Source organism: Cellulophaga sp. F20128 (assembly GCF_023015805.1).
Lineage (GTDB): Bacteria > Bacteroidota > Bacteroidia > Flavobacteriales > Flavobacteriaceae > Cellulophaga.
Genome location: NZ_JALKBA010000011.1, coordinates 94,350 through 116,193, shown reverse-complemented (window position 1 = coordinate 116,193; position 21,844 = coordinate 94,350). Strand labels below are relative to the sequence as shown.

General features: G+C 34.3%; 25 protein-coding genes. 16 read left to right on the top strand and 9 right to left on the bottom strand.

Annotation, left to right across the window (positions count from 1 at the left end; translation table 11 throughout):
- The first annotated feature begins 159 nt into the window (after window positions 1-159).
- The 9 genes from MWU65_RS11980 (at window position 160) to MWU65_RS11940 (ending at window position 8,431) form a co-directional block, all read left to right on the top strand.
- Complete coding sequence (locus tag MWU65_RS11980; RefSeq protein WP_247078223.1) at window positions 160-534, top strand: GreA/GreB family elongation factor; 375 nt, start codon at window positions 160-162, stop codon at window positions 532-534.
- Between the two features lie 471 nt (window positions 535-1,005).
- Complete coding sequence (locus MWU65_RS11975; protein WP_247078222.1) at window positions 1,006-1,767, top strand: DUF6090 family protein; 762 nt, start codon at window positions 1,006-1,008, stop codon at window positions 1,765-1,767.
- Window positions 1,768-1,890: 123 nt separating this feature from the next.
- Complete coding sequence (locus MWU65_RS11970; RefSeq protein WP_247078221.1) at window positions 1,891-2,610, top strand: 3-ketoacyl-ACP reductase; 720 nt, start codon at window positions 1,891-1,893, stop codon at window positions 2,608-2,610.
- Window positions 2,611-2,762: 152 nt separating this feature from the next.
- Complete coding sequence (locus MWU65_RS11965) at window positions 2,763-3,140, top strand: hypothetical protein (protein ID WP_247078220.1); 378 nt, start codon at window positions 2,763-2,765, stop codon at window positions 3,138-3,140.
- A 151-nt stretch (window positions 3,141-3,291) separates the two neighbouring features.
- The gene (locus MWU65_RS11960) at window positions 3,292-3,900 is read left to right on the top strand and encodes a hypothetical protein (RefSeq protein WP_247078219.1); all 609 of its coding nucleotides are present in this window, start codon (window positions 3,292-3,294) and stop codon (window positions 3,898-3,900) included.
- Between the two features lie 48 nt (window positions 3,901-3,948).
- Window positions 3,949-4,434, top strand: coding sequence for a pyridoxamine 5'-phosphate oxidase family protein (locus tag MWU65_RS11955; protein WP_247078218.1), 486 nt, complete (start codon window positions 3,949-3,951; stop codon window positions 4,432-4,434).
- 174 nt (window positions 4,435-4,608) lie between these two features.
- Entirely contained in the window at window positions 4,609-5,886 is a 1,278-nt protein-coding gene (locus MWU65_RS11950) for an APC family permease (protein ID WP_247078217.1), read from the top strand.
- Window positions 5,887-6,000: 114 nt separating this feature from the next.
- A complete protein-coding gene (locus MWU65_RS11945) occupies window positions 6,001-7,854 on the top strand; it encodes a M1 family metallopeptidase (protein WP_247078216.1) in 1,854 nt (617 codons plus the stop codon).
- Window positions 7,855-8,023: 169 nt separating this feature from the next.
- Complete coding sequence (locus MWU65_RS11940) at window positions 8,024-8,431, top strand: glyoxalase (protein WP_247078215.1); 408 nt, start codon at window positions 8,024-8,026, stop codon at window positions 8,429-8,431.
- Here MWU65_RS11940 and MWU65_RS11935 read toward each other — a convergent pair.
- Window positions 8,423-9,103 (bottom strand): DUF2461 domain-containing protein, encoded by a 681-nt coding sequence (locus tag MWU65_RS11935; protein ID WP_247078214.1) that lies wholly within the window; start codon window positions 9,101-9,103, stop codon window positions 8,423-8,425. The two genes, MWU65_RS11940 and MWU65_RS11935, sit on opposite strands and share 9 nt — an antisense overlap.
- A 98-nt stretch (window positions 9,104-9,201) precedes the next feature.
- Here MWU65_RS11935 and MWU65_RS11930 point away from each other — a divergent pair, with 98 nt between their 5' ends.
- From MWU65_RS11930 to MWU65_RS11920, 3 genes are read left to right on the top strand one after another with little or no spacing between them, the layout of a single operon-like run.
- Window positions 9,202-9,996, top strand: a complete 795-nt coding sequence (locus MWU65_RS11930; protein WP_247078213.1) for a serine O-acetyltransferase — start codon at window positions 9,202-9,204, stop codon at window positions 9,994-9,996.
- Window positions 9,986-10,870: a cysteine synthase CysM gene (gene cysM / locus MWU65_RS11925; protein ID WP_247078212.1), complete on the top strand. Its 885-nt coding sequence runs from the start codon at window positions 9,986-9,988 to the stop codon at window positions 10,868-10,870. Before MWU65_RS11930 ends, cysM begins: the two co-directional genes overlap by 11 nt.
- Window positions 10,871-10,902: 32 nt before the next feature.
- Entirely contained in the window at window positions 10,903-11,922 is a 1,020-nt protein-coding gene (locus tag MWU65_RS11920) for a right-handed parallel beta-helix repeat-containing protein (RefSeq protein WP_247078211.1), read from the top strand.
- Window positions 11,923-11,983: 61 nt separating this feature from the next.
- Here MWU65_RS11920 and MWU65_RS11915 read toward each other — a convergent pair whose 3' ends face one another.
- Genes MWU65_RS11915 through MWU65_RS11905 form a run of 3 tightly spaced genes read right to left on the bottom strand, consistent with a single transcriptional unit; the run spans window position 11,984 to window position 14,384 of the window.
- The gene (locus MWU65_RS11915) at window positions 11,984-12,721 is read right to left on the bottom strand and encodes an alpha/beta hydrolase (protein ID WP_247078210.1); all 738 of its coding nucleotides are present in this window, start codon (window positions 12,719-12,721) and stop codon (window positions 11,984-11,986) included.
- A gap of 46 nt (window positions 12,722-12,767) precedes the next feature.
- The gene (locus MWU65_RS11910) at window positions 12,768-13,643 is read right to left on the bottom strand and encodes an alpha/beta fold hydrolase (RefSeq protein WP_247078209.1); all 876 of its coding nucleotides are present in this window, start codon (window positions 13,641-13,643) and stop codon (window positions 12,768-12,770) included.
- Between the two features lie 42 nt (window positions 13,644-13,685).
- Entirely contained in the window at window positions 13,686-14,384 is a 699-nt protein-coding gene (locus MWU65_RS11905) for a tRNA pseudouridine(38-40) synthase TruA (protein WP_281501038.1), read from the bottom strand.
- Between the two features lie 186 nt (window positions 14,385-14,570).
- Here MWU65_RS11905 and MWU65_RS11900 point away from each other — a divergent pair, with 186 nt between their 5' ends.
- A complete protein-coding gene (locus tag MWU65_RS11900; RefSeq protein ID WP_247078207.1) occupies window positions 14,571-15,008 on the top strand; it encodes a hypothetical protein in 438 nt (145 codons plus the stop codon).
- 189 nt (window positions 15,009-15,197) lie between these two features.
- Window positions 15,198-15,683, top strand: a complete 486-nt coding sequence (locus MWU65_RS11895; protein WP_247078206.1) for a hypothetical protein — start codon at window positions 15,198-15,200, stop codon at window positions 15,681-15,683.
- A 68-nt stretch (window positions 15,684-15,751) separates the two neighbouring features.
- Here MWU65_RS11895 and MWU65_RS11890 read toward each other — a convergent pair whose 3' ends face one another.
- Window positions 15,752-16,636, bottom strand: coding sequence for an anti-sigma factor (locus MWU65_RS11890; RefSeq protein WP_247078205.1), 885 nt, complete (start codon window positions 16,634-16,636; stop codon window positions 15,752-15,754).
- A gap of 220 nt (window positions 16,637-16,856) precedes the next feature.
- On the opposite strand from MWU65_RS11890, the gene MWU65_RS11885 reads away from it, so the two are divergent.
- Together MWU65_RS11885 and MWU65_RS11880 are read left to right on the top strand one after the other, a co-directional pair.
- Window positions 16,857-17,549 (top strand): response regulator transcription factor, encoded by a 693-nt coding sequence (locus tag MWU65_RS11885; RefSeq protein ID WP_247078204.1) that lies wholly within the window; start codon window positions 16,857-16,859, stop codon window positions 17,547-17,549.
- 2 nt (window positions 17,550-17,551) lie between these two features.
- Window positions 17,552-19,039, top strand: a complete 1,488-nt coding sequence (locus tag MWU65_RS11880; protein ID WP_247078202.1) for a HAMP domain-containing sensor histidine kinase — start codon at window positions 17,552-17,554, stop codon at window positions 19,037-19,039.
- Here MWU65_RS11880 and hisIE read toward each other — a convergent pair.
- The 4 genes from hisIE to hisH all read right to left on the bottom strand — a co-directional run bounded on the left by hisIE (window position 19,036) and on the right by hisH (window position 21,815).
- Window positions 19,036-19,632 (bottom strand): bifunctional phosphoribosyl-AMP cyclohydrolase/phosphoribosyl-ATP diphosphatase HisIE, encoded by a 597-nt coding sequence (gene hisIE / locus MWU65_RS11875; RefSeq protein ID WP_247078200.1) that lies wholly within the window; start codon window positions 19,630-19,632, stop codon window positions 19,036-19,038. The two genes, MWU65_RS11880 and hisIE, sit on opposite strands and share 4 nt — an antisense overlap.
- Window positions 19,633-19,649: 17 nt before the next feature.
- A complete protein-coding gene (hisF, locus tag MWU65_RS11870; protein ID WP_247078199.1) occupies window positions 19,650-20,405 on the bottom strand; it encodes an imidazole glycerol phosphate synthase subunit HisF in 756 nt (251 codons plus the stop codon).
- A gap of 82 nt (window positions 20,406-20,487) precedes the next feature.
- Window positions 20,488-21,219, bottom strand: a complete 732-nt coding sequence (gene hisA, locus MWU65_RS11865) for a 1-(5-phosphoribosyl)-5-[(5-phosphoribosylamino)methylideneamino]imidazole-4-carboxamide isomerase (RefSeq protein WP_247078198.1) — start codon at window positions 21,217-21,219, stop codon at window positions 20,488-20,490.
- A gap of 8 nt (window positions 21,220-21,227) precedes the next feature.
- Window positions 21,228-21,815, bottom strand: coding sequence for an imidazole glycerol phosphate synthase subunit HisH (gene hisH / locus MWU65_RS11860; RefSeq protein ID WP_247078197.1), 588 nt, complete (start codon window positions 21,813-21,815; stop codon window positions 21,228-21,230).
- Window positions 21,816-21,844: the final 29 nt, after the last annotated feature.

Here is a 21,844-nt window from a genome sequence, read left to right as displayed (position 1 = left end):
AAAACAGGGCTACTCTTTATTATTCTCAAATTATAATCTTATTTTCTTCTTAACACTACTATTAGCATTCAAAAACAGGAGTTCAATATACTGCGAACTATTTTGAATGATTGAGTCACCACTACATAGTATTAAGAAGGATATTCAAAAAAAAATATTATGTCAAAAAATGTAATTTTAACTACCGGAATATACAATATGCTTAAGGATCATGTTCGAAGAAAAAAAGTAACCAAACAAGAAGAAGAACTTTTACTTTTAGAATTAAAAAACGCCCAACAATTACTTAGGCGAGACTTACCAGATGATATTGTTACGGTAAACAGACGTATAAAAATTAAAGATCATACGGAAAACAAAGAAAAAGAATATATGTTTGTGTCAACCACCAAAACAAACAATAAAAAAGGTAAATTATCTATTTTATGTGATGTTGCCGTTGCCACAATTGGAAGACAGGTAGGCGATATAATAAATTGGCCTTTTAAGGATGGTGAAAGAAAACTTGAAATTTTAATGGTTGAAAATATTTAACCTTCAAAAACAAGAAAAAGAGTCTTTGTTTTAATAATGCAAAGACTCTTTTTTAATTTTTTAAGTAAGTGAATAATTCTTCTTTTTAAGAATGCTTACCTATAGTCTATTATGTTCAAAATAAGTTGTTTCGTGAATTAATAAGTTTTTGAATACAAAATTGAGAAAAAAGCGGAATTGACAAGTAAACAAGAAAAATTTGACTTTAAAAAATAACTCCTGTCAATCAAGTACTGTAGTAAAAAACAAATAAAATTCGCTTAATTATTAGCCCATACACTTTTATAACTATCTTCATATAATAATCCTGATTTAGCTATTGCAAGCCTACTTAGGAACCCATAGGCATATGGACTAGCGTTCCGAGACTTCAGAATTCTATTCGGTTATTATTTACTACATTAGGTGCGTAAACACATCACTTTTTATTCAGGAAACCGTTGTGCTTCATTATAACCAACCACTAAGGAAATGATAAAATTCTTTCGTAAAATCCGCCAAAAAAAGCTATTCGAAAACAAGTTCAGCAAATATCTGCTTTATGCAATTGGAGAAATTGTGCTTGTGGTTATTGGGATCTTAATTGCTTTACAGATTAATAATAACAATAATTATAACGAACAAAGAAGCATAGAAAAGGAATATTTATTGTCACTGCAAGAAGAATTTAAAATTAATTTAACGAAGGTAAATGCCTCTATTGAAGAAAATGAGGGACGGGAACAGGCCCTTAAACAACTATTGACCCTTTTTGACAGCAATGTCCTTGATACCATAAGTAATCAGAGAATTTCTCAATTGTTAGCCCCTATTTTCGGCGCTGAAATAAGCTATTTTCCATCAACAGGAGTTTTAAATGACATCATTAGTTCAGGTAAGCTCAATATCATTTTAAATAGAAATTTAAGGCAAAACCTGGCCTCTTTTGAAAGTTCATTGAATTTTTTAAACATTCAGTTAAATGGAGCAAAATTCACAGACGAAAAATTACGCAGTATCTTTTTTAAAAAAGGAAGTATCCGAAACATTGTATTGGATATTAATTTTATGGATTTTGAACACGAGTCCATATCCAAAAAGATTGATAATAAGTTAATGTTTACATCAGCTGAATTAGAAAATTATCTGCTGTCTTACTATTTAGTGGCTAAAGCAACAAATGGACCACGATTTTTAGGACGCATAAAGGCTGAAATAGAGACTATTATAATGGAAATTGAACAAGAACTCTAGAAACAACGTAAGCTTAACAAGGGCTATACGCAATTGCTTGTTCTCGCTAACGCTTGAAATTCTTAACTACACCTTGTTAAAAACAGTACACAAATTAAAAAATCACGAATACTATAAACTACTATGACAAACTTGAAAAATAAAAAAGCAATAATTACTGGCGGCGGAAGAGGCCTTGGAAAAGCGACTGCTGTGGCATTTGCAAAAGAAGGAATAGACATTGCTATAACCGGTAGAAATGAAGCCGTTCTAAAAGAAACAGTCTCAGAATTAGAGGCATTGGGCATAAAGGCTATTTATTCCGTATTTGATATAGGTGATTATGAAGCCGTTAAAAAAGGAATTAAAAATATCATAAACGAACTAGGTACTGTAGATATTTTAGTAAATAACGCCGGAATTGCAGCCTTTGGCACTTTTAATGAAATGAAAGTTGACCAATGGAGTCAAATAATTCAAACCAACGTTATGGGAATGTATTATGTGACCAAAGAAGTTTTACCTTACCTAATAAATAAAAATGAGGGTGACATTATTAATGTTTCCTCTACCGCTGGATTAAGTGGAAATGCAAGCACCTCTGCCTATTCTGCGTCAAAATTTGCAGTTATTGGAATGTCTGAATCTTTAATGAAAGAAGTGCGTAAAAACAATATTAGGGTGTGTACATTAACACCAAGCACCATTGCATCTGATATGTCTATTGAATTAGGAATTGCATCTAAAGATTCTGAAGACAGTGTGTTACAGCCTGAAGATTTTGCAGAATTAATAGTAGCCGGATTAAAACTACCCAGAAGAGCAATGCTTAAAAGTGCCGCTTTATGGTCTACTAATCCTTAATTTAGGGTAAAAAACAATATAAAATTTGATTCTCGATGCTTAGTATATCGAATTAAAAATAAACCACAATAGTAGAGACCAAACAAAGTTATACTCTAGGTCGGTAACATTTGTTATATTTAACGGTACATACGCTCAAAAAACACTAATGAATGGTTCTAAATGATCTAACCGTAAGTACAATACTGATTGTTGTCTTAATTTGTCATTTGGCAACCCTTATTGTCGGGTACAAAAAGCAAAGAACATCCGTATTCATTTCGTATTTAAATGCGGTAATGGGCGTCGGTTTAATTGTTTTTTGGGCTATTGATGGTCTTACCGTAAAGCCACATACTTTAGAGGTTAGTGAATTGGTTGTACTCGGTTTGGAAGTTTGTATTATACTATTTGCCTTGTACACCATCTTTAGTAGGCATACAAAAACCTATATAAAAGCAATCAATTATATTGGCTTTGGGATGCATGTATTGGCTACATCAGGAATGCTGTATTTCCTAACCACATTTAAACTGGACAAACTCTTTTAACTATGAATTATCCCGTTGAATCCATAACGATTTTAAGTAGCAACACTGCCATAAAATACATAGTGAAATGAAGGTTTTTGAATTTAATATCCCGTTAATGCTATTCCTTGTTTGTATACAAGTCTCGGGCTATGGGCAATCAGAAAAAAAGATGAGAAACCATTCTATTACAATACCTCTAAAAATTGGAAAAAACCCTAGCACTCAATTTGAGACATTTTTCATAGAACCTGCCAATTTATTTATTCAATCAAATCCAACAACCAAGGCCTTTACCCCTATTCAACTGGAATTAAAAATCATTGAAAACAATAGTAGCTATACTACGTTTCTCAGAAATTATGATGGGTCGGGTGATCGTCAAAAAAACAACTTTCCCAAGGCATATCAAAACTATGCTTTTGATTTAAAAATTAATCAAGCAGCCGTTGCGCTAGTTGTTGAAAAATTAGACTTTGGAAAAGCAATATTTATTGATTTAGGGCAGACCGCGGTTATCGAAAATCTCAGCATACAGTTTGAAGGTTATATTGGAGAATGGTCCGAGGATATTGATGGAAATCAGACCGATGCCTTTAACACCTATACTATTTTGGTATCAGAAGAAAAGGAGCAAGAAACCATGACATTCGTATCTCTAGATATACAAGTTGGAAAGGAACTATCGCTAGCCTGGAAAGATTATGAAATTTTGATTTTGGAAGATCCTGAAAAAGCACTAAAGCTAAAGGTGTTTAAAAACGACGCTAAAAATAAATAACAGTAGGCAACACAAGCAATTAAAATCTGAGTATTATTAAGAAAACGTATGGATATAGAAAATGATTGGAATGAAATCCGCAAGCATTTTAATACAAGTTTTAGCTCTAATTTTCATGTAGCTGTAGCTTCAGTAGATGCTGAAAATAATCCCACAGTGACACCAATTGGCTCCTTATTTCTGAATGACAACCAAACTGGATTTTATTTTGAGAAATTTCCATCGAAATTACCAAAACACGCCACAGAAAATCCAAATGTTTGTCTTTTAGCTGTGAATAGCGGACGCTTTTTTTGGATTAAAGCGTTGTTTACAGGAACTTTTTCCAAGTACCCAGCAATTAAACTTTATGGAAAGTTAGGGGAAAAGAGAAAGGCAACAGAAAAAGAAATTAGCCGATTAAACAGACGAATGAAAGCCACTAACGGACTAAAAGGAAATACGTATTTGTGGAAAACGATGGAATTTGTTCGGGATATTGAATTTACAAAAGCAGAAAAAATTAACCTTGGAAAAATGACCAAACAACTATAAGCAAGACAGTTACCAACAAGGCATTAAAGTTATACCGCAATTAAGTCATCAGCCGGTGGCTCAGGGCTTTATCAAAAGTTTACTACTTATGTTCCGTACTATGCATAGTGAAATACAATACCACTCAATTCTGCACAGCCGGCACCCTTGGGTATTATAAAACAACCCTACAATATGAATAAAAAAATAGGTTTAAAAGAAGCTATTGCTATCGGAATTGGAGGAATGGTTGGTGGAGGAATTTTTGCAGTCCTCGGACTTGCCGTTTCATTAGCCAAAGGCGGAACACCAATCGCCTTTTTATTGGCTGGTATTTTGGCGTTAATCACTTCTTACAGCTATGTAAAGTTATCAAAAAAGTATCCTGACAGAGGCGGAACTGTCAAATTTATCAACCAAGGTTTTGGGAAAACCATTTTTAGTGGCGGAATCAATAATCTTTTGTGGATAAGCTATATTATTATGCTTTCCCTTTATGCTTCAGCATTTGGGTCTTATGCACCAAACCTATTAGAGTTAACGCATGACAAAATAACGGATTCACACATTTATGCAAGTGCCATAATTATTTTGGCTACCGCCATTAATTATTATAGTATTGCTGTAGTTGGCAAAATAGAATCCTACGCGGTTATTATCAAATTGGTCATTCTAATTTCCTTTATTTTTATTGGGGCTTATGGTTTAATTGGAAACCCAAATGTTGCTCAACTTGCAGTTTCACAGTGGGAAGCACCTATTCAATTATTTGCCGGAGGAATGGTTATTTTTGTTGCCTATGAAGGATTTGAACTGATAGCAAACGCAACACCTGATATTATTAATCCAGAAAAGAACATACCAAAAGCGTATTATTATTCCGTAATTTTCGTGATTGTATTATATGTCATTATTGCTTTTGTAACTGTAGGCTCACTACCATTTGCGAAAATTGCAAATGCACAAGATTATGTTTTGGCTGAAGCAGCAAAACCAATGTTAGGAAAAGTTGGTTTTTCTATTATTACTATTGCTGCCTTAATTTCTACGTTTTCAGCAATTAACGCATCCCTTTATGGAGGAAGTAAAGTTAATTATGAAATTGCGGAAGACGATGAACTGCCACATCACTTTTTAGCAAAACTTTGGAAGAAGCCCATTGGCTTAATGATTACAGCAGTAGCTACTTTAATTTTAGTAAACGTACTTAAACTAGAAAGTATATCAACTGCAGGTAGTGTTGGCTTTTTACTCATTTTTGCTGTGGTTAATCTTGTTGGATATCGATTATCAAAAGAAACAGCTAGTAACACACTAATTCCTTTAATAGGTTTTGTTTTATGTATAATTGCTACAGTAATCTTAATTAATCAACAATACAGCTCAAATAGGATTGGTGTTATTATTGCTCTTATAATTATTGTATTTTGCTTTACAATTGAATGGATTTATAAAAAGACAGAAGAAAAATAATTAACGACAGCACAACATTGTCTCCTATGAAAAGCCCTAGTCCTATTCTCTAAAGAATATTACTTTTTATACGATACGCTTTTCCTTACTTTAGCAGTACTTATACGATTCCAAATGAAAAAAGCAATTATTTTAGCAGTGAGCTGCTTGTGTATTCTTACCAATTGTAAACAACCCAAAACACCTATGACGCTAAAGACTTATGAGGAAGAACTACATTCCTTCGCGCAACCCAATAAGGCAGTTATCACTCATTTGGATTTAAATATCGATGTTAATTTTGATACCCATATTATTAGTGGAACAGCAACCTATAACATTGCAAACAACGGTGCCTCGGAAATCATTTTAGATAGCAAATATTTAGATATTGAAGCCATAACAGCTGATGGTAAAAAAACAACCTTTACTTTAGGTTCTTTCGATGAGAACCTTGGTCAACCTCTGGCTATTAGTATTAAGGAAACCACCCAAAAAATTGCAATCAAGTATAGGACTACAGCAAAAACCGAAGCCTTGCAATGGTTAAATGCCCAACAAACGGCAGATAAAACAAATCCATTTCTCTTTACCCAAGGTCAGGCAATTTTAACACGCACTTGGATTCCAATTCAAGATAGTCCCCAGATTCGGATCACTTACAATGCAACGGTTAAAGTACCTAAAAACCTAATGGCCGTAATGAGTGCCCAAAATCCACAGGAAAAAACAGCAGATGGTATGTATCATTTTAAAATGGCCCAACCCATACCAGCTTACCTTATTGCGCTTGCCATAGGAGATATTGAATATAAGGCCATAAGCAGTAGAACTGGTGTGTATGCTGAAAAATCAATGATTGATAAGGTACAGGCTGAATTTTCAGATATGGAAAAAATGGTCGTTGCCGCCGAGAATTTATACGGAGCTTATTCCTGGGAACAATTTGATGTTATTGTATTGCCGCCGAGTTTCCCATTTGGAGGTATGGAAAACCCAAGATTAACCTTTGCCACACCTACGGTTATTGCAGGTGATAAAAGTTTAACCTCGCTGGTAGCCCATGAATTGGCGCATTCATGGTCCGGAAATTTAGTAACCAATGCCACTTGGAACGACTTTTGGCTGAATGAAGGTTTTACTGTTTATTTTGAAATTAGGATTATGGAAGCACTTTATGGAAAAGAACGGGCCAATATGCTGGCACTTATTGGACGTCAGGATTTAGATGAAGAGTTGGAATCCTTAAAAGAAACTCCTAACGACACCAAACTAAAATTAGATTTAAAAGGTAGAAGTCCTGATGATGGCATGAACAGTATTGCTTATGATAAAGGTTATTTATTCTTAAGAACGCTGGAAGAAAAAGTAGGTCGTGAAAAAATGGATGCCTTTTTAAAATCATATTTTAAGAAGAACGCCTTTTCTACTACAAATACTGAAGATTTCATCACCTATCTAAACACCAATTTACTAGAAAAGAATTCGATTACTTTTAATACAGACGAATGGATATACCAACCGGGGGTTCCTAGTAATGCCGCTATCATTCAATCGAATGCTTTTTCAACTGTAGAAAAGACGCTACAATCATTTGTAGACACCAACGGCATAGATACGAACATAACCAAACAATGGACACCCCAGGAATGGGTGCATTTTATCCGAAATTTCCAAGAAGACATCAAAATTGAACAGCTGCAACAGTTAGACGACACCTTTAATTTTACAGGGTCTACCAATTCTTATATCAGTATGGTTTGGTATGAGCAGTCCATTTTAAATAACTATCATGGCAACCAGGTAGATTCTAAAATTTCAGAGTTCTTAAATACAGTAGGTAGACGTTGGTATGTTACCACGTTATTTAAGGCATTTAAAAGAGCAGACCGCCTTAATGAAGCATTACTAATCTATAAAAAAGCACGCCCAAATTATCATGCTGTAACTGCAAATACTATAGATGGGTTGTTGGGGTTTGGTGTATAATAAATAATCATCGCTGGGGAATTAAGTCCATAGTATAAAGATTGAAAAAGTTTATTTAGCCATAGGTTTAGATATTCACTAGGCCAAATGTTCATAAGACCGTTAAAAACTAATTGAAGCTTTAAAAGTCTACTTTATTACATATTGTATCTTTAGTAAAACGATTCGTATGAACCAAAGATCAATAGATCTCTTGCGACTAAGACCAGAGATGAAGGCTACAAAAATAGCTGACGGGATAAGTACCAATGAACTTTTTCAAAACAAAACAATACGGCCCATAGTGAAGTTGCAAAATGAATTACTCCTATTTGCCTTTAAAAATTACACAAAAAAGCACAAAAACAAATTTTATACACTCTCCCTTGAAAAAAGGATGGAGTATATAGAAAACGCACTTCAAAGAGACATAAAATTTAGAAACTCCCTTAAGGGAATGATCATCGGTCAGTTTACTATTGAGGAATATGAAATTTATATTCAAGACTCTTCCGCCCTTAATAAAAGAATGATGTCTATAGTCATTGCCCGATTAAAAAATCAGCTGCAATTTTTTGAAGAAGATGTTTTAGTCTAACAAAGACTCTCCGTTGAGGTTTGTCGTTAAAATATCGCTCATGATATCAAAATAGGGCCTAATGGCTTTAAAAGATTCATTTACTATCGCTAAGAAATTGGGAGACAACACTTCCTTGTCAGTGAATTTACGTACAAAGATGTATTGTTTTTTCTTAATCAAATCAATATTTGGATGGGTTGCATCAAAGCCTTTGGGGGCTTTTTTTAACTCATCCCCTACCAAGCTGCCCCAAACATTTACAAAGTCTTTCGCTTCTATTATCTCCCGAAATTCAGATGCATCTACTTCGAATTCTTTACGAATTCGAAATAAATCTTCTTTATTCGGTTCCCAAAATCCCGTAGCAATAAAACTCTCCCCCTCTTTTATCTGTAGGTAGTAACCACCTCTTAACTTTGTGCCAGACCTAGTATACGAAGCCGCCAAATGGGTTTTATACGGGGTTTTATCTTTTGAAAAACGCACATCTCTGTAAATTCTAAAAACTTTAGATTTCTCAATTTCATCGTGTGCATTTAATGCTTCATTCAATACGGCTACAAACTCTTTAAACTTAGTTTCATGTATTTTAAATTCGGTTTTATGCTCTAAAAACCATTCTCGCGTATTATTTCGCTTTAATTTATTTAAAAAATCAAGCGTATTTTTGGATATACCTACATTTTCCATAAAAAAATCACTAATCAACTATTTTATGCGAAAGTTAACTGTTTTAAAATTCTTCATCTAGAATTTATGGTTAATTTTGAGAGTAGAATTTATGATTTATGATGCTAAAATCTGTAATTAAAGAAATTGAGTTGTATAAAAAGCAGCCAAATTTAAACTTTAGTCTTAAGGAGAAAACAGAAGTTTTTACCCAAAAACTTTTTTATACCTTGTTTGACACCCAAACTCCTGTAGAAGAAAATCTTTTACTTTTAGAGTCCCTATTTGACGAATTGGTAAATCTTGCCTGTTGGGAAGTAAATAAACCCTGTAAAAAAATATGGGAATTATATGTTGTTCAACTACCCGATATTTTAAAAAAACTAAATTTAGATGCCGAAGCTTTTGTAAATTGTGATCCTGCATCCATATCTATTGAAGAAGTTTATATGGCCTATCCTGGTTTTTACGCCATAGCCATATACAGATTAGCCCATGAATTAAATACCATTGGTTTTCCTATGGTACCACGCTTAATGACAGAATATGCACATAGATTAACCGGTGTAGATATTAATCCTGGTGCAAAAATTGGAAACTCTTTCTTTATAGATCATGCAACTGGGGTTGTAATTGGAGAAACTGCTATCATAGAAGACCATGTAAAAATATATCAAGGGGTAACCTTAGGGGCCTTGTTTGTTGCCAAGGATCTCAAAAAAACAAAAAGGCATCCCACAATTAAAAACAATGTCACTATATACGCCAATGCTACTATTCTTGGGGGAGAAACCATAATTGGTGAAAACAGCATCATTGGAGGTAATGCGTGGGTAACTACTTCCATCCCTCCCAACTCTAAGGTATTTCATCAAACAGAAATCAAAATAAAAACAACACATAATGTATCCTAATATTTTAGACCTAATAGGAAATACACCCTTAGTCGTCTCAAAGGTTTTAAACACCAACCCTAAGGTTACCTTACTTTTTAAATTAGAAGGCAATAACCCTGGAGGCAGTGTTAAAGATAGAGCCGCCTATAATATGATTAAAAGTGCCTTAGAACGTGGTGATATTACAAAAAAAACCAAGTTAATAGAAGCAACGAGTGGTAATACAGGAATTGCTTTGGCTATGATTGCGGGTATTTACGGATTAGATATTGAATTGGTGATGCCAGAAAATTCTACAATAGAACGCATACAGACCATGCGAGCCTATGGCGCTAAAGTGACCTTAACTTCTGAAGCCGTAGGTATTGAAGGGGCTAGAGACTATGCAGAAAAGCAGGTTGCAAACGGTGCCTTCTTATTAAACCAATTTGCAAATGATGATAACTGGAAAGCTCACTATAAAACTACGGGTCCAGAGATATGGAGAGATACCCATAAAGAAATAACACATTTTGTATCGGCTATGGGTACAACGGGTACCATAATGGGGACATCAACCTATCTCAAAGAAAAAAATAGCGACATTCAAATTGTAGGCGTACAACCCAAGGATGGTGCAAAAATACCAGGGATACGCAAATGGCCAGAAGCGTATTTACCAAAAATATTTAACGCCAGTAAGATTGATAAAATTATGGAGGTGAGCCAAAAACAAGCAGAAGAAACCGCTGTGCGACTGGCTACAGAGGAAGGTGTTTTTTCTGGTATTAGTAGTGGTGGCGCTGCTTATGCTGCCATTCAATTGGCAAATAGTCTAGAAAGCGGCACCATTGTTTCTATCATCTGTGATAGAGGCGACAGGTATTTGTCCTCGGGTTTGTTTGACAAATAACTTTTGAAGGCTAAAATTAAATACTACTGAATATGATAATGCAAACTAATAGGTTACTGTTAACTGTCATAACTGGGGTAGTTTGTGTTTTTTTATTTGCCAATTTTAGCACTCAAAATGTCAAAACACAACCTCATGCATTTAAAGGTGATGTTATAGACACTCTAGTAACACTACAGTTGGTTCCAGGGGATAATATTCAAGCCGCAATTCATCAATTAAATAGCCAAAATGGAGGCACTATTGTTTTGGGAAAAGGGACCTATGTAGTCAATAAATCTCTAACTGTTTATTCCAATATAACCATAAAAGGTTATTCTGACAAAGACCCTTCAGGGGTTGTTATAACCGTTGAGGACCTCTCTTTTAACAAACCTATTATCCATAGTAAGAAGGGAATACATAACCTCCATTTCGAAAATTTTAAGGTGCAAGGAAATCTAAAAGACGCGGAGCAACATTTAGATCCTACCTATCATTCTAAAGGAAAAGCTAAAAATATTCCAGGCATTCGGAATTCCTTATTAGGAATATTGCTTACGGCAGACGGCAGTAGCTATGCCAATGCCAAAAGTGCACATATTACAATGAAAAATATAGAAGTTTCTAATTGTGCAATGGGAATTCATATCAAAGGAGCAAGAGATGTTACTTTAACGAATATGAACCTGCATACCAATGGAATGATAGAAAGCTACTATCACAATCTTTATTTTAGACGCGTTTTTAAGTGTCTTATTTCCGATTCCAAAATGTACAACTCCCCTACCGGCAATGGAATTAATATTTCTCAATCGGAGGAAATCACTTTAACAAACAATGAATGCTATGGTAATTTCTTTCGTGGACTCAGGGTTGAGGGGGAACGAGGTTACCGAATTAACCAAATAGAGATAGCCCACAATATCTGTACCAACAATGGTGATATAGGTATCCGGTTAGCCAATATTTTAGACGGATTGGTTCACTCCAACACGGCAACAGCCAATAAAAAAGATACCCACTTTAGAAATACAGCAAAAGTTAGTTTTGAATCTAATTCATGGCAATAATAGGTTGTTCTCCAAATGGTTTGGAATGTAAAATGTGACAATCAGGAAGCAATAGCCGTATTTACTCCAAAACTTTTGTGCTGTTTTGTAAATAAGCATCAAACTGTATCAAATTATTATGTGCCCCCCCATTAATAGTAATCATTTGTTTTTTAGAATGAGGAATTGACTCATACAATCGTTTTCCCGAGGAATAAGGCACAATACGGTCATCAGTTCCATGAAAAATAACAATAGCACAAGCTACCTGCTGTATAAACTTATGGGATGGTATTTTATATTTTAGCAAGCTTTCAATGGGTAAAAAGGAAAACCTATTTTTAGCTAGGGATACTAAGCTGTAGTAAGGGGTTTCTAAAATTAGTTTGTTTGGCTTGTTTACCGAGGCAATTTGGGTTGCTATTCCTGTTCCCAAGGATCTACCGTAGACTGTAATTTCATGTTCCTCATAATGTTGTAAACTGTAGTCGTAAAAAAGTTGCGCATCTGTATACAACACCTTTTCACTTAGTTTACCGGTACTTTTTCCATATTTACGATAATCCATAACAATAACATCATACTGCTTATCTACAAAAAATGACGCTATTTCTCCCCAACGCGACAAATCACCAGCATTACCATGAAAATACAAGATAACCCCTTTGGGCCGTTCTGCTTTAAAATGTAATCCGTTTAGCTGGGCACCATCCTCTGCGAATAGGTTAAATTCTTGAAAGGGTTTTGAAAAAGTATATTCATAATCATGCGCCAATGTAGTGGGCATAAAAATGAGTTTCTCCTGTAAAAAATATAACATTAGTACAATTGTAATAAATAGCGCGACTAGGATTTTAACAAGCTTCTTAAATTTTTTCATTCCTTTGTTTTGCGTTGCGCATCACCTTTATGCTCGTGTTTTCCAAATTATTGGGTTTTGGAAACGTTGTAATAATTTCAATCAGCATTTTATGATACGATTCAAAGGTATTTAAATTCTTATGTCCGCCTCCTATTACGGTATAAAGTGTCGTGGACTTTGGTTTAATCTTAGATAATTTTATACTGGTTTTGTAGGGAATCAACTTATCGTCGGTGCCGTGAATAATATGAATGGGGCAATTCACATATTTTAACCATTTATAGGTGGGCATTGGAAATTTAATTAATAATGACAAGGGCATAAAAGGAATATAACGTTTCGCCACCTTGCTTAAACTATAGTAGGGTGCATCTAAAATTAACATTTTCGGATTATTCATAGAAGCTAATTTAGCAGCAAAACCAGAGCCTAATGAACGACCATAGAGAATGATGTGCTTTTCCTTGATATTCTCCTTAATCTTGTTGTATACAACCTGTAAGTCTCTCTTGATGCTCTTTTGGGTTCGTCTACCTGTGCTTTTTCCAAAACCCCGATAATCTACCATAATAACATCATAATTAAGTCTGGTAAAGTCTACAGCAAATTTTCCCCACCCTTTAATACTTTTTGAATTGCCTTTTAAATAAAAAACAACACCCTTGGAATTCTTGGCCTTAAAGTGTAGCCCATTAATAATGGCCCCATCTCTGGTAGTAATGTTATATTCGTCTATTTCTTGGTTTTCATAGTGAAATTGAAAATCCTTGGCTAGCTTTTCTGGTTTAAACAATAAGAGGTCTTGAAGAAAATAGAGTAAAACACTAATGACAATATACATAGAAAGAATAATCAACAAAAAGGATATCCAATATTGCATTTGACTCGTTTCTAAACAAATTACAAAAAATATGCGAAGTATTTAGTCCTCATCAAAATTAAAAGCCAGTGAATGCAGCATTAAACCAGAACCTGGAGCTACAGATTTAAACTTAATTTCAGACGTTTCTTTTAGGGATTTTTCGATATCAGAAAGTTGTAATTCTCCTTTACCTATCTGTATTAGAACCCCCATAATCATACGGACCTGATAGCGCATAAAACCCTCTCCTCTAATATGATAAGCATAGGATTTTTTTGGAAAAAAGTTGGCTTTTAAAATGGTATTCTCCCGTATTTCCGATAGAGATATAGTCCTAATAAATTTTCCGTTTTCTTTTGGTTTAGCGGTGTAACTTTTAAAATTATGTGTTCCTTGGAACAGTTGAGCAGCCTTCTCCATTTCTTCTACATTTAAAGCTTCTTGAATGTTTGCCATAAAAGGCGCTGCATACGGATGGTTTTTTTTACCAAAAGAAAACAAATACACATACTCCTTCTCCTTACTATGCTGAATTATATTGAACTTTTCCTTGATGTGTTCAATACTTATAATTCGAATATCTGAAGGTAAATTTTTATTAAAATGAACTTTAAAATCTTCAATTAAAGCTATAGGTTCTCCGTCTAAAAACAACTCAAAAGCAGCATCCAGTGCAGACACTTTAGCATCTGTACGGCCTGCCCCTAGTATTTTATACTGTCGGTCTGGAAGGACAAACTTTAAAGTTTTTAAAAGCATACTCTCAATGGTTTTTTGTCCTGGCTGCTTTTGCCACCCACTAAAGCGATAGCCCAAAAATTGCAATCTAATTAAGTAATATTGTTTTTGTTTTTTCACTGCATCAAAAATACACCAATAATAAGAATATAAGTGATATCTGATTTTTTTGTACTTTACTATACTATTAACCAAACTTAAAATACAATGACTCAAATTTCAACAAACAAAATACCCGTATGGTTTTGGATACTGTCTATTGTTGCATTACTCTGGAATATTATGGGGGTTATGGCCTATTTGGCAGATGCCTATATGCCCCAAGAGGTTTTAACCGCACTTCCTGCAACCCAACAAGAACTTTATGCCGCTAGACCTCCCTGGGTAACAGCCGCATTTGCCATCGCTGTTTTTGCAGGAGTTTTGGGTTGTATACTATTGCTTTTACGGAAAAAGCTAGCCAAAACCGTATTTCTAGTATCACTATTGGGGGTATTGGCTCAAAATATATATGCTTTCTTTATGAGTAATACCTTAGAAGTTATGGGCAATCAGGCCTTATATTTTCCTATTCTGGTGATTTTAGTTGCCATAGCCTTGGTCATTTTTGCTCAAACGGCACTTAAAAAAGGTTGGTTGTCGTAAAAATGTACAAATTCTAGATTTGTGGGGTTTTCCGGTCAACGGATCTAGAATACCTTTTATCTTACATCCCTACATTATCACTGTTATTTAAGGCTTTAAGCGAGTATTTTTTTAGTATTTGTAGTAAGATACTTACTTTGTTTTTTCAAATTAGAATACAGTATCCAAATCTTAATTCTAAAAAGAACAATGAAAAAGCCTACACCTATATTTAGCTGGAAAGCAGTAATTATAATGTCAGTTCTCTTATTGGCTGTTGTTATTGTATCCAATTTTTATGGATTGTTAATAGATAAGTTTTACTTTAATAAAATTGACAGTTATTTATTTGCAATTCTCACCCTTGTGCACTTTGTGTACTTATATGCCATTTGGTTTAAATTGAAGGAAAATGAATATCCAGATACAGATTTAAGAAATTTAGAATACTCCTTTTATGTCGTATTTGGAGTATACTTGTATAAAATTATAGATACCGCCAGTTTACTATTTGGGTATGCTACTTATAAGGATTTAATTTTACCAGAAACTTTTTTAGCTGTAGGAATAGGAATTGTATTGAGTTATCTTTTGTTATGCCTACTTACACTTCAACTATTTACTATTCGAAAAAATAAGCTTGGTTCTTATTCTATTGATTCTATTCGTGAAGAAGAATTAGATATTTGGTCTTGAACCTAGGACAACAATCAATTAAAAAGAGCTGTTAGAATTTCTAACAGCTCTTTTTAATTGTAATGATTTTAGTTTCGTTTTACCTGTCCTGTAGGAAACGAATCACTATTTAAGCTTAATTCATAGGTTGTTGGTGCCGTATCTTGTCCTGACATGCCTACCAAAGGTTTTAACAAAAATGGAGATGGACTATTATCAGGGGATGGTTCTATAGAAATAACTACAGTTCTTCCTCTTAAATCTAAAGGAAATATAAATCCTGTTGGAGCATTGTTAAAAAAATCTTCTCCAGGAATTGGAGGACCTGGGTTTTCACCACTAAAAGGGTCATTTAAATCTGCTGTCTGTACCGTTGGATCTGTAAACGTTCCTGTAGTTAAAGGCCCCTCAGTTCCTACAACCCAACCTTCGTAAACCCATCCATCTGGTAATATTGGTAGGTTAAAATTAGGAGTTGGTGGTGCTCCTGGGGTACCAAACCAAATTCCAAATTCATCATTTCCATTATTCATACCGTCTGCCTCGTCTGTTGGGGTTCTTAAAAAGAAAGTTCCATTAGCATTTGTAAAGTCACCTAGGAGATCTGTACTACTAATAGTGGCAACTTCACCCGAAAAAACACCAGATAATAGCTTGGTTGCTGCTGGTGCAGGGTCAGTATCTACAGAAGGCTCTATAGATAACACATAAGCTGTGGCTAGATCTAGCATTTCTGTTTCTACAGAAAAAGAAGTTTGAGATAGCATGCCATTCAAATTTACATTAAAAACACCTGTAGATATTGGAGCTCCGTTCACTATAATCCATCCTTCATAAACAAAATCTGACCCCAAGTCTTCTAAACCATCAATGTCAATAATTAAATTTTTGGTTAGTGGTTCGTTGTTTTCATCATCTGAATTACAGCCAACTGCAAGTGTTGTAGCCATAATTAATAAAAGTAACTTTTTCATATTTTTAGAGTTTTTAAGATTAGACTACAAATAAACTGCTTGTTTGTAACGCTAAAATCACAGAAAAGTAAACTTTACAGCTACTTTTGTAAGGTATTTGTGATATTTACTACCTCCTAATAGTCATATCGTTGTTAAAAGCTTAATTTCATTGACTTAACAAACTTTCTCAGTTTGTGATAGCTTTGTGATATCTATTAACTTCTTTGCACCTTATATTATGAAACAGATATTAATCATAGAAGACGATCCAGAGATTATACAATTACTGGAAATCCATTTAACAGATATGGTCTATAACACATCTAAAGCGATGGATGGTGAAACTGGCCTTAATTTAGCTCTTGAGAACGACTATAGTCTTATTTTACTGGACCTTACCTTGCCCATTATGGATGGTTTAGAAGTTTGCAAAAAACTAAGAGCTAAAAAAAACACACCTATTATAATGCTTACTGCTAAATCAGAAGAGATAGATCGTGTACTCGGCTTAGAAATTGGGGCAGATGACTATTTAACAAAACCATTTAGCATCCGTGAATTATTAGCGCGAATAAAAGCAGTATTAAGAAGATCTACTACACCTAAAATAGAGGAAATCAACTCTACTTCTTTAAATTTTGAAGGTCTATTTATAGATATTGATAAACGAAAAGTACTTCTTGATACGCAAAAAATTGATTTGTCTCCAAAAGAATTTGAACTCCTAATTTTGATGGCCTCTAATCCAGGGAGAAATTACTCTAGAACAGAACTTCTTAACATTATTTGGGGGTATAACTTTGAAGGATATGAGCATACCGTTAATTCTCATATAAACAGATTACGTGCAAAAATAGAAACTAATATGGCACAACCCAGGTATATACTTACCACTTGGGGAGTTGGCTATAAATTTAATGAAGATATTTGATCATGGGAACCTCAAAAAAAATAGTAGGAAATAATCTAATAAAGAAATTATGGCTTGCCTTTATCTTAATTATTTTACTAATGGGGGCTTGCTATATTCTTATCACAGGATATTTTGCCAACAAATACAATGAAGCTACCATTCAAAAAGTAAATGCGAAAGTAGCAAGCCATCTTATTGAAGAAAAATTCCAAAATGCTTCTCCGTTTTTAGAAGATGGTAATGTTAACAAACCCCTTTTTGGTGATTTAATGCATGATATGATGGCAGTTAACAGAAGCATAGAGGTTTATTTGTTGGATAAAGCTGGTTCTGTTCTGTATTCGGTCGTTTTAAAACATGGTGCAAATGAACCCATTAAGCATGTTTCTCTTGGTCCAATAAATGAATTTATTAAGGCAGATGGTGAGAACTATATTCTAGGTGACGACCCAAGAAATCCGGGGCAACAAAAGATATTCTCTGCAGCTCCGTTTAAAAGTGGTGACAAAGAAGGTTATATTTATATAATTCTCGCTGGTAAGGAATTTCAAACTATAAGTAGCGGACTATTATCTCAATACTTTATGAAACTTGGTATTGGTGCTACCTTACTTACTATGGTATTTGCGGCTTTACTTGGACTATTAAGCATTTGGTTTTTAACAAAAAACCTACGTGTAATGATCAGTACCATTAACAAATTTCAAGAAGGAGACCGTACAGCGCGTATTAAAAATCCAAAAGGATCTGATATTGAAGTTTTTGCTAATTCTTTTAATGATATGGCAGATACTATAGTTAGTAATATGGATAAAATACAATCTGTAGACATGTTACGCAGAGAGCTTATTGCCAATGTATCACACGATTTAAGAACTCCCCTTGCCATTTTAAAGGGATATGTAGAAACCCTTCAAATAAAAAAGGATACCCTAACTGAGCGTCAAAAAGAAGAGTATTTACACATTACCCACAATAATATAGATCGATTATCAAAATTAATAAACCAATTATTTGAGTATTCTAAATTAGAATCAGAGCAAATTACGCCAACAAAGGAACCATTTTCTATTACAGAGTTATCGTTTGATTTAATTGAGAAGTTTAAAGTCATTGCTGAAAAAAAACAGATTACGCTGGTCATGGATGCTTCAAATGAAAATAACTTTGTATTTGCAGATGTGAGTATGGTAGAACGTGCTTTGCAAAACATTTTAGAAAATGCCATAAAATATACAGAACCCAATGGTAAAGTTACACTTGCCATTAAAAAACAATCTAAAAACGTAGAAATTAATATTACAGATACCGGAGCTGGGATACCCATCAATGAACAACCCTATATTTTTGATAGATACAAACAACTAGACAAATCCGAAAAGAAAAGGGGTGCTGGTTTAGGCTTAGCTATCGTTAAGAAAATAATGGAACTACACAATACCACCATTACTGTACTTAGCAAACCAAAAGAAGGTAGCACCTTTACTTTTACATTACCTGTTCACTAATGTCTACTTTTTAAAACCGTTACAATATCGTTTAATTTAAAACCTTTTGCCTGTAATAAAATTAGGTAATGAAACAATAAGTCTGCACTTTCGTCCTTGAATAAGTGGTCATTATCATCCTTTGCCTCAATTACTACTTCAACAGCTTCTTCTCCTACTTTTTGAGCCACTTTGTTAATTCCGTCTCTAAATAGCGATGCAACATAGCTGTTCTTGTTTTCGGGATTATCCTTGCGATCTGTAATTATATTTTCTAGTTCCGACAAAAATCCATAGCTAGATATATTCTCTTCTTTCCAACATGTATCTGTACCTGTATGACAAGTTGGCCCAACTGGATTGGCAGTAATTAATAAAGAATCGTTATCGCAGTCGACCATCATACTAACCAAGTTTAAAAAGTTACCACTCTCTTCTCCTTTAGTCCACAACCTATTTTTACTTCTGCTATAAAACGTAACTTTTTTCGTTTCCTTCGTTTTATCAACAGCTTCTTGGTTCATATACCCTAGCATTAAAACCGTTTTGGTAGTTGCATCTTGTATAATTGCAGGGACTAATCCGTCCGTACTTTTTGTGAAATTTATTGTCATTTTTGTGCGTTTTACTATTATAATCTAACAGGAATACCGTTATTTTTCAATTCTTTTTTCAAGTCTTTTATTTCTATTTCTTTAAAGTGAAAAACACTGGCCGCCAAAGCAGCATCGGCCTTACCATCTTTAAAGGTATCTGTAAAATGTTGCATAGTTCCTGCTCCTCCAGAAGCAATAATTGGAATATTCAATTCCGTCGATAATCGCGCCAAGGCTTCATTTGCAAAACCGTCTTTGGTACCATCATTATCCATAGAAGTGAATAGAATTTCTCCTGCCCCTCTTTCTTCTACTTCCTTCGCCCAATCAAATAAATTTAATTCGGTTGGTACTTTTCCTCCTACCAAATGAACAATCCATTTACCGTCTATGTTTTTCGCATCAATGGCCACAACCACACATTGCGATCCAAATTTAGCTGCCAAATCATTTATTAGTTGCGGATTTTTAACGGCTGAGGAATTTATAGACACCTTATCTGCACCGTTTTGCAATAAGACATCTACATCTTCTACTGAAGATATACCTCCTCCAACAGTAAATGGAATATTAACTTTTTCTGCAACCCGTAACACCAGATCTGCCAATGTTTTTCTGCGTTCTTCGGTAGCAGAAATATCCAAGAAAACAAGTTCATCTGCTCCAGTTTTAGCATAAATTTCTGCTAATTCCACAGGATCACCGGCGTCGCGCAAATCCACAAAATTTACGCCCTTAACGGTACGGCCATCTTTAATGTCTAAGCAGGGTATTATTCTTTTTGTTAACATTAATCAAAGTATTGAGTAATTAGTATTAAGTAATAAGTACTATTTAAGCTCTAATAAGAAACTTTGTACGTCTTGCTTTATACTATTTACTGTTTAATATAAATTCTTCCAACTGTTTCATTGAAATTCTATTCTCATAGATTGCTTTCCCAATAATAGTTCCCTCACAACCAATTTCTGCAAGCTTGGGTAATTCATCAAAAGTAGAAATTCCGCCGCTGGCAATCAATTTTAATCCACTTGTTGTTTCTGCTATTATTTTTGCATACAAATCAAACGACGGGCCTTCTAACATCCCATCTTTACTAATATCCGTGCAAATCACGTAGCTAACTCCTTGCTTTTGGTATTCTTGAATAAAGGGAACCAACTCTTCTTTAGATTCTTCTAACCAGCCAGAAACAGCTACTTTTTCATCCAAAGCATCTGCCCCTAATATAATCTTATCTGCTCCAAATTTTTCCAACCAGGAGGAAAACATAGCCCTATCCTTCACTGCAACACTTCCTCCTGTAATTTGCCGAGCACCGTTCTCAAATGCAATTCGCAAATCGTCATCCGACTTTAATCCGCCTCCAAAATCTATTTTTAAGTTTGTTTTAGAAGCTATTTGCTCCAATACCTTATGATTTACTATGTGCTTGGATTTGGCGCCGTCTAAGTCCACTAAATGTAAATACTCTATGCCGTGTGCTTCAAATTCTTTAGCAACTTCTAAAGGGTTCTCATTGTATATTTTTTTAGTATTGTAATCACCCTTAGACAACCTAACACATTTGCCGTCTATAATATCTATTGCTGGTATTATTCTCATTTGTAAAATTAAAAGTTTGAAGTTAAAAAGTTTCTCAAAATCTGTTCTCCTACTACACTACTTTTTTCTGGGTGAAATTGTGTCCCATAAAAATTATTTTTCTGTAAAGCAGCACTATAGTCAACATCGTAATTGGACGTTGCAATAGTCTCATTGGACAGTGGCGCATAAAAACTATGTACCATATAAATATGTGAATTTTCTTTTACACTAGTAAACAGATTCGTTTTTAAGTTTGATATTTCATTCCAGCCAATCTGTGGTACTTTTACCTTATTTGTAAATTTTACTACATCAACATTAAAAATGCCCAATCCTTTTGTACCCCCTTCTTCTGATGAATTGCACATGAGTTGCATACCCAAACAAATCCCTAAAACCGGTTGCTTTAAAGTCGGAATTAAAGTATCTAAACCACTTGCTCGTAGTTTATTCATGGCACTGCTAGCTTCACCAACCCCTGGGAAGATCACTTTATCTGCAGCTATAATTTCATTTACATCATCGGTTAGAACAGCCTCAAAACCAAGGCGTTTTATGGCGAATTTTATACTCTGTATGTTTCCTGCTCCGTAATTTATAATTACTATTTTCATTTCAATTTTAGTATTAAGTAATAAGGGCA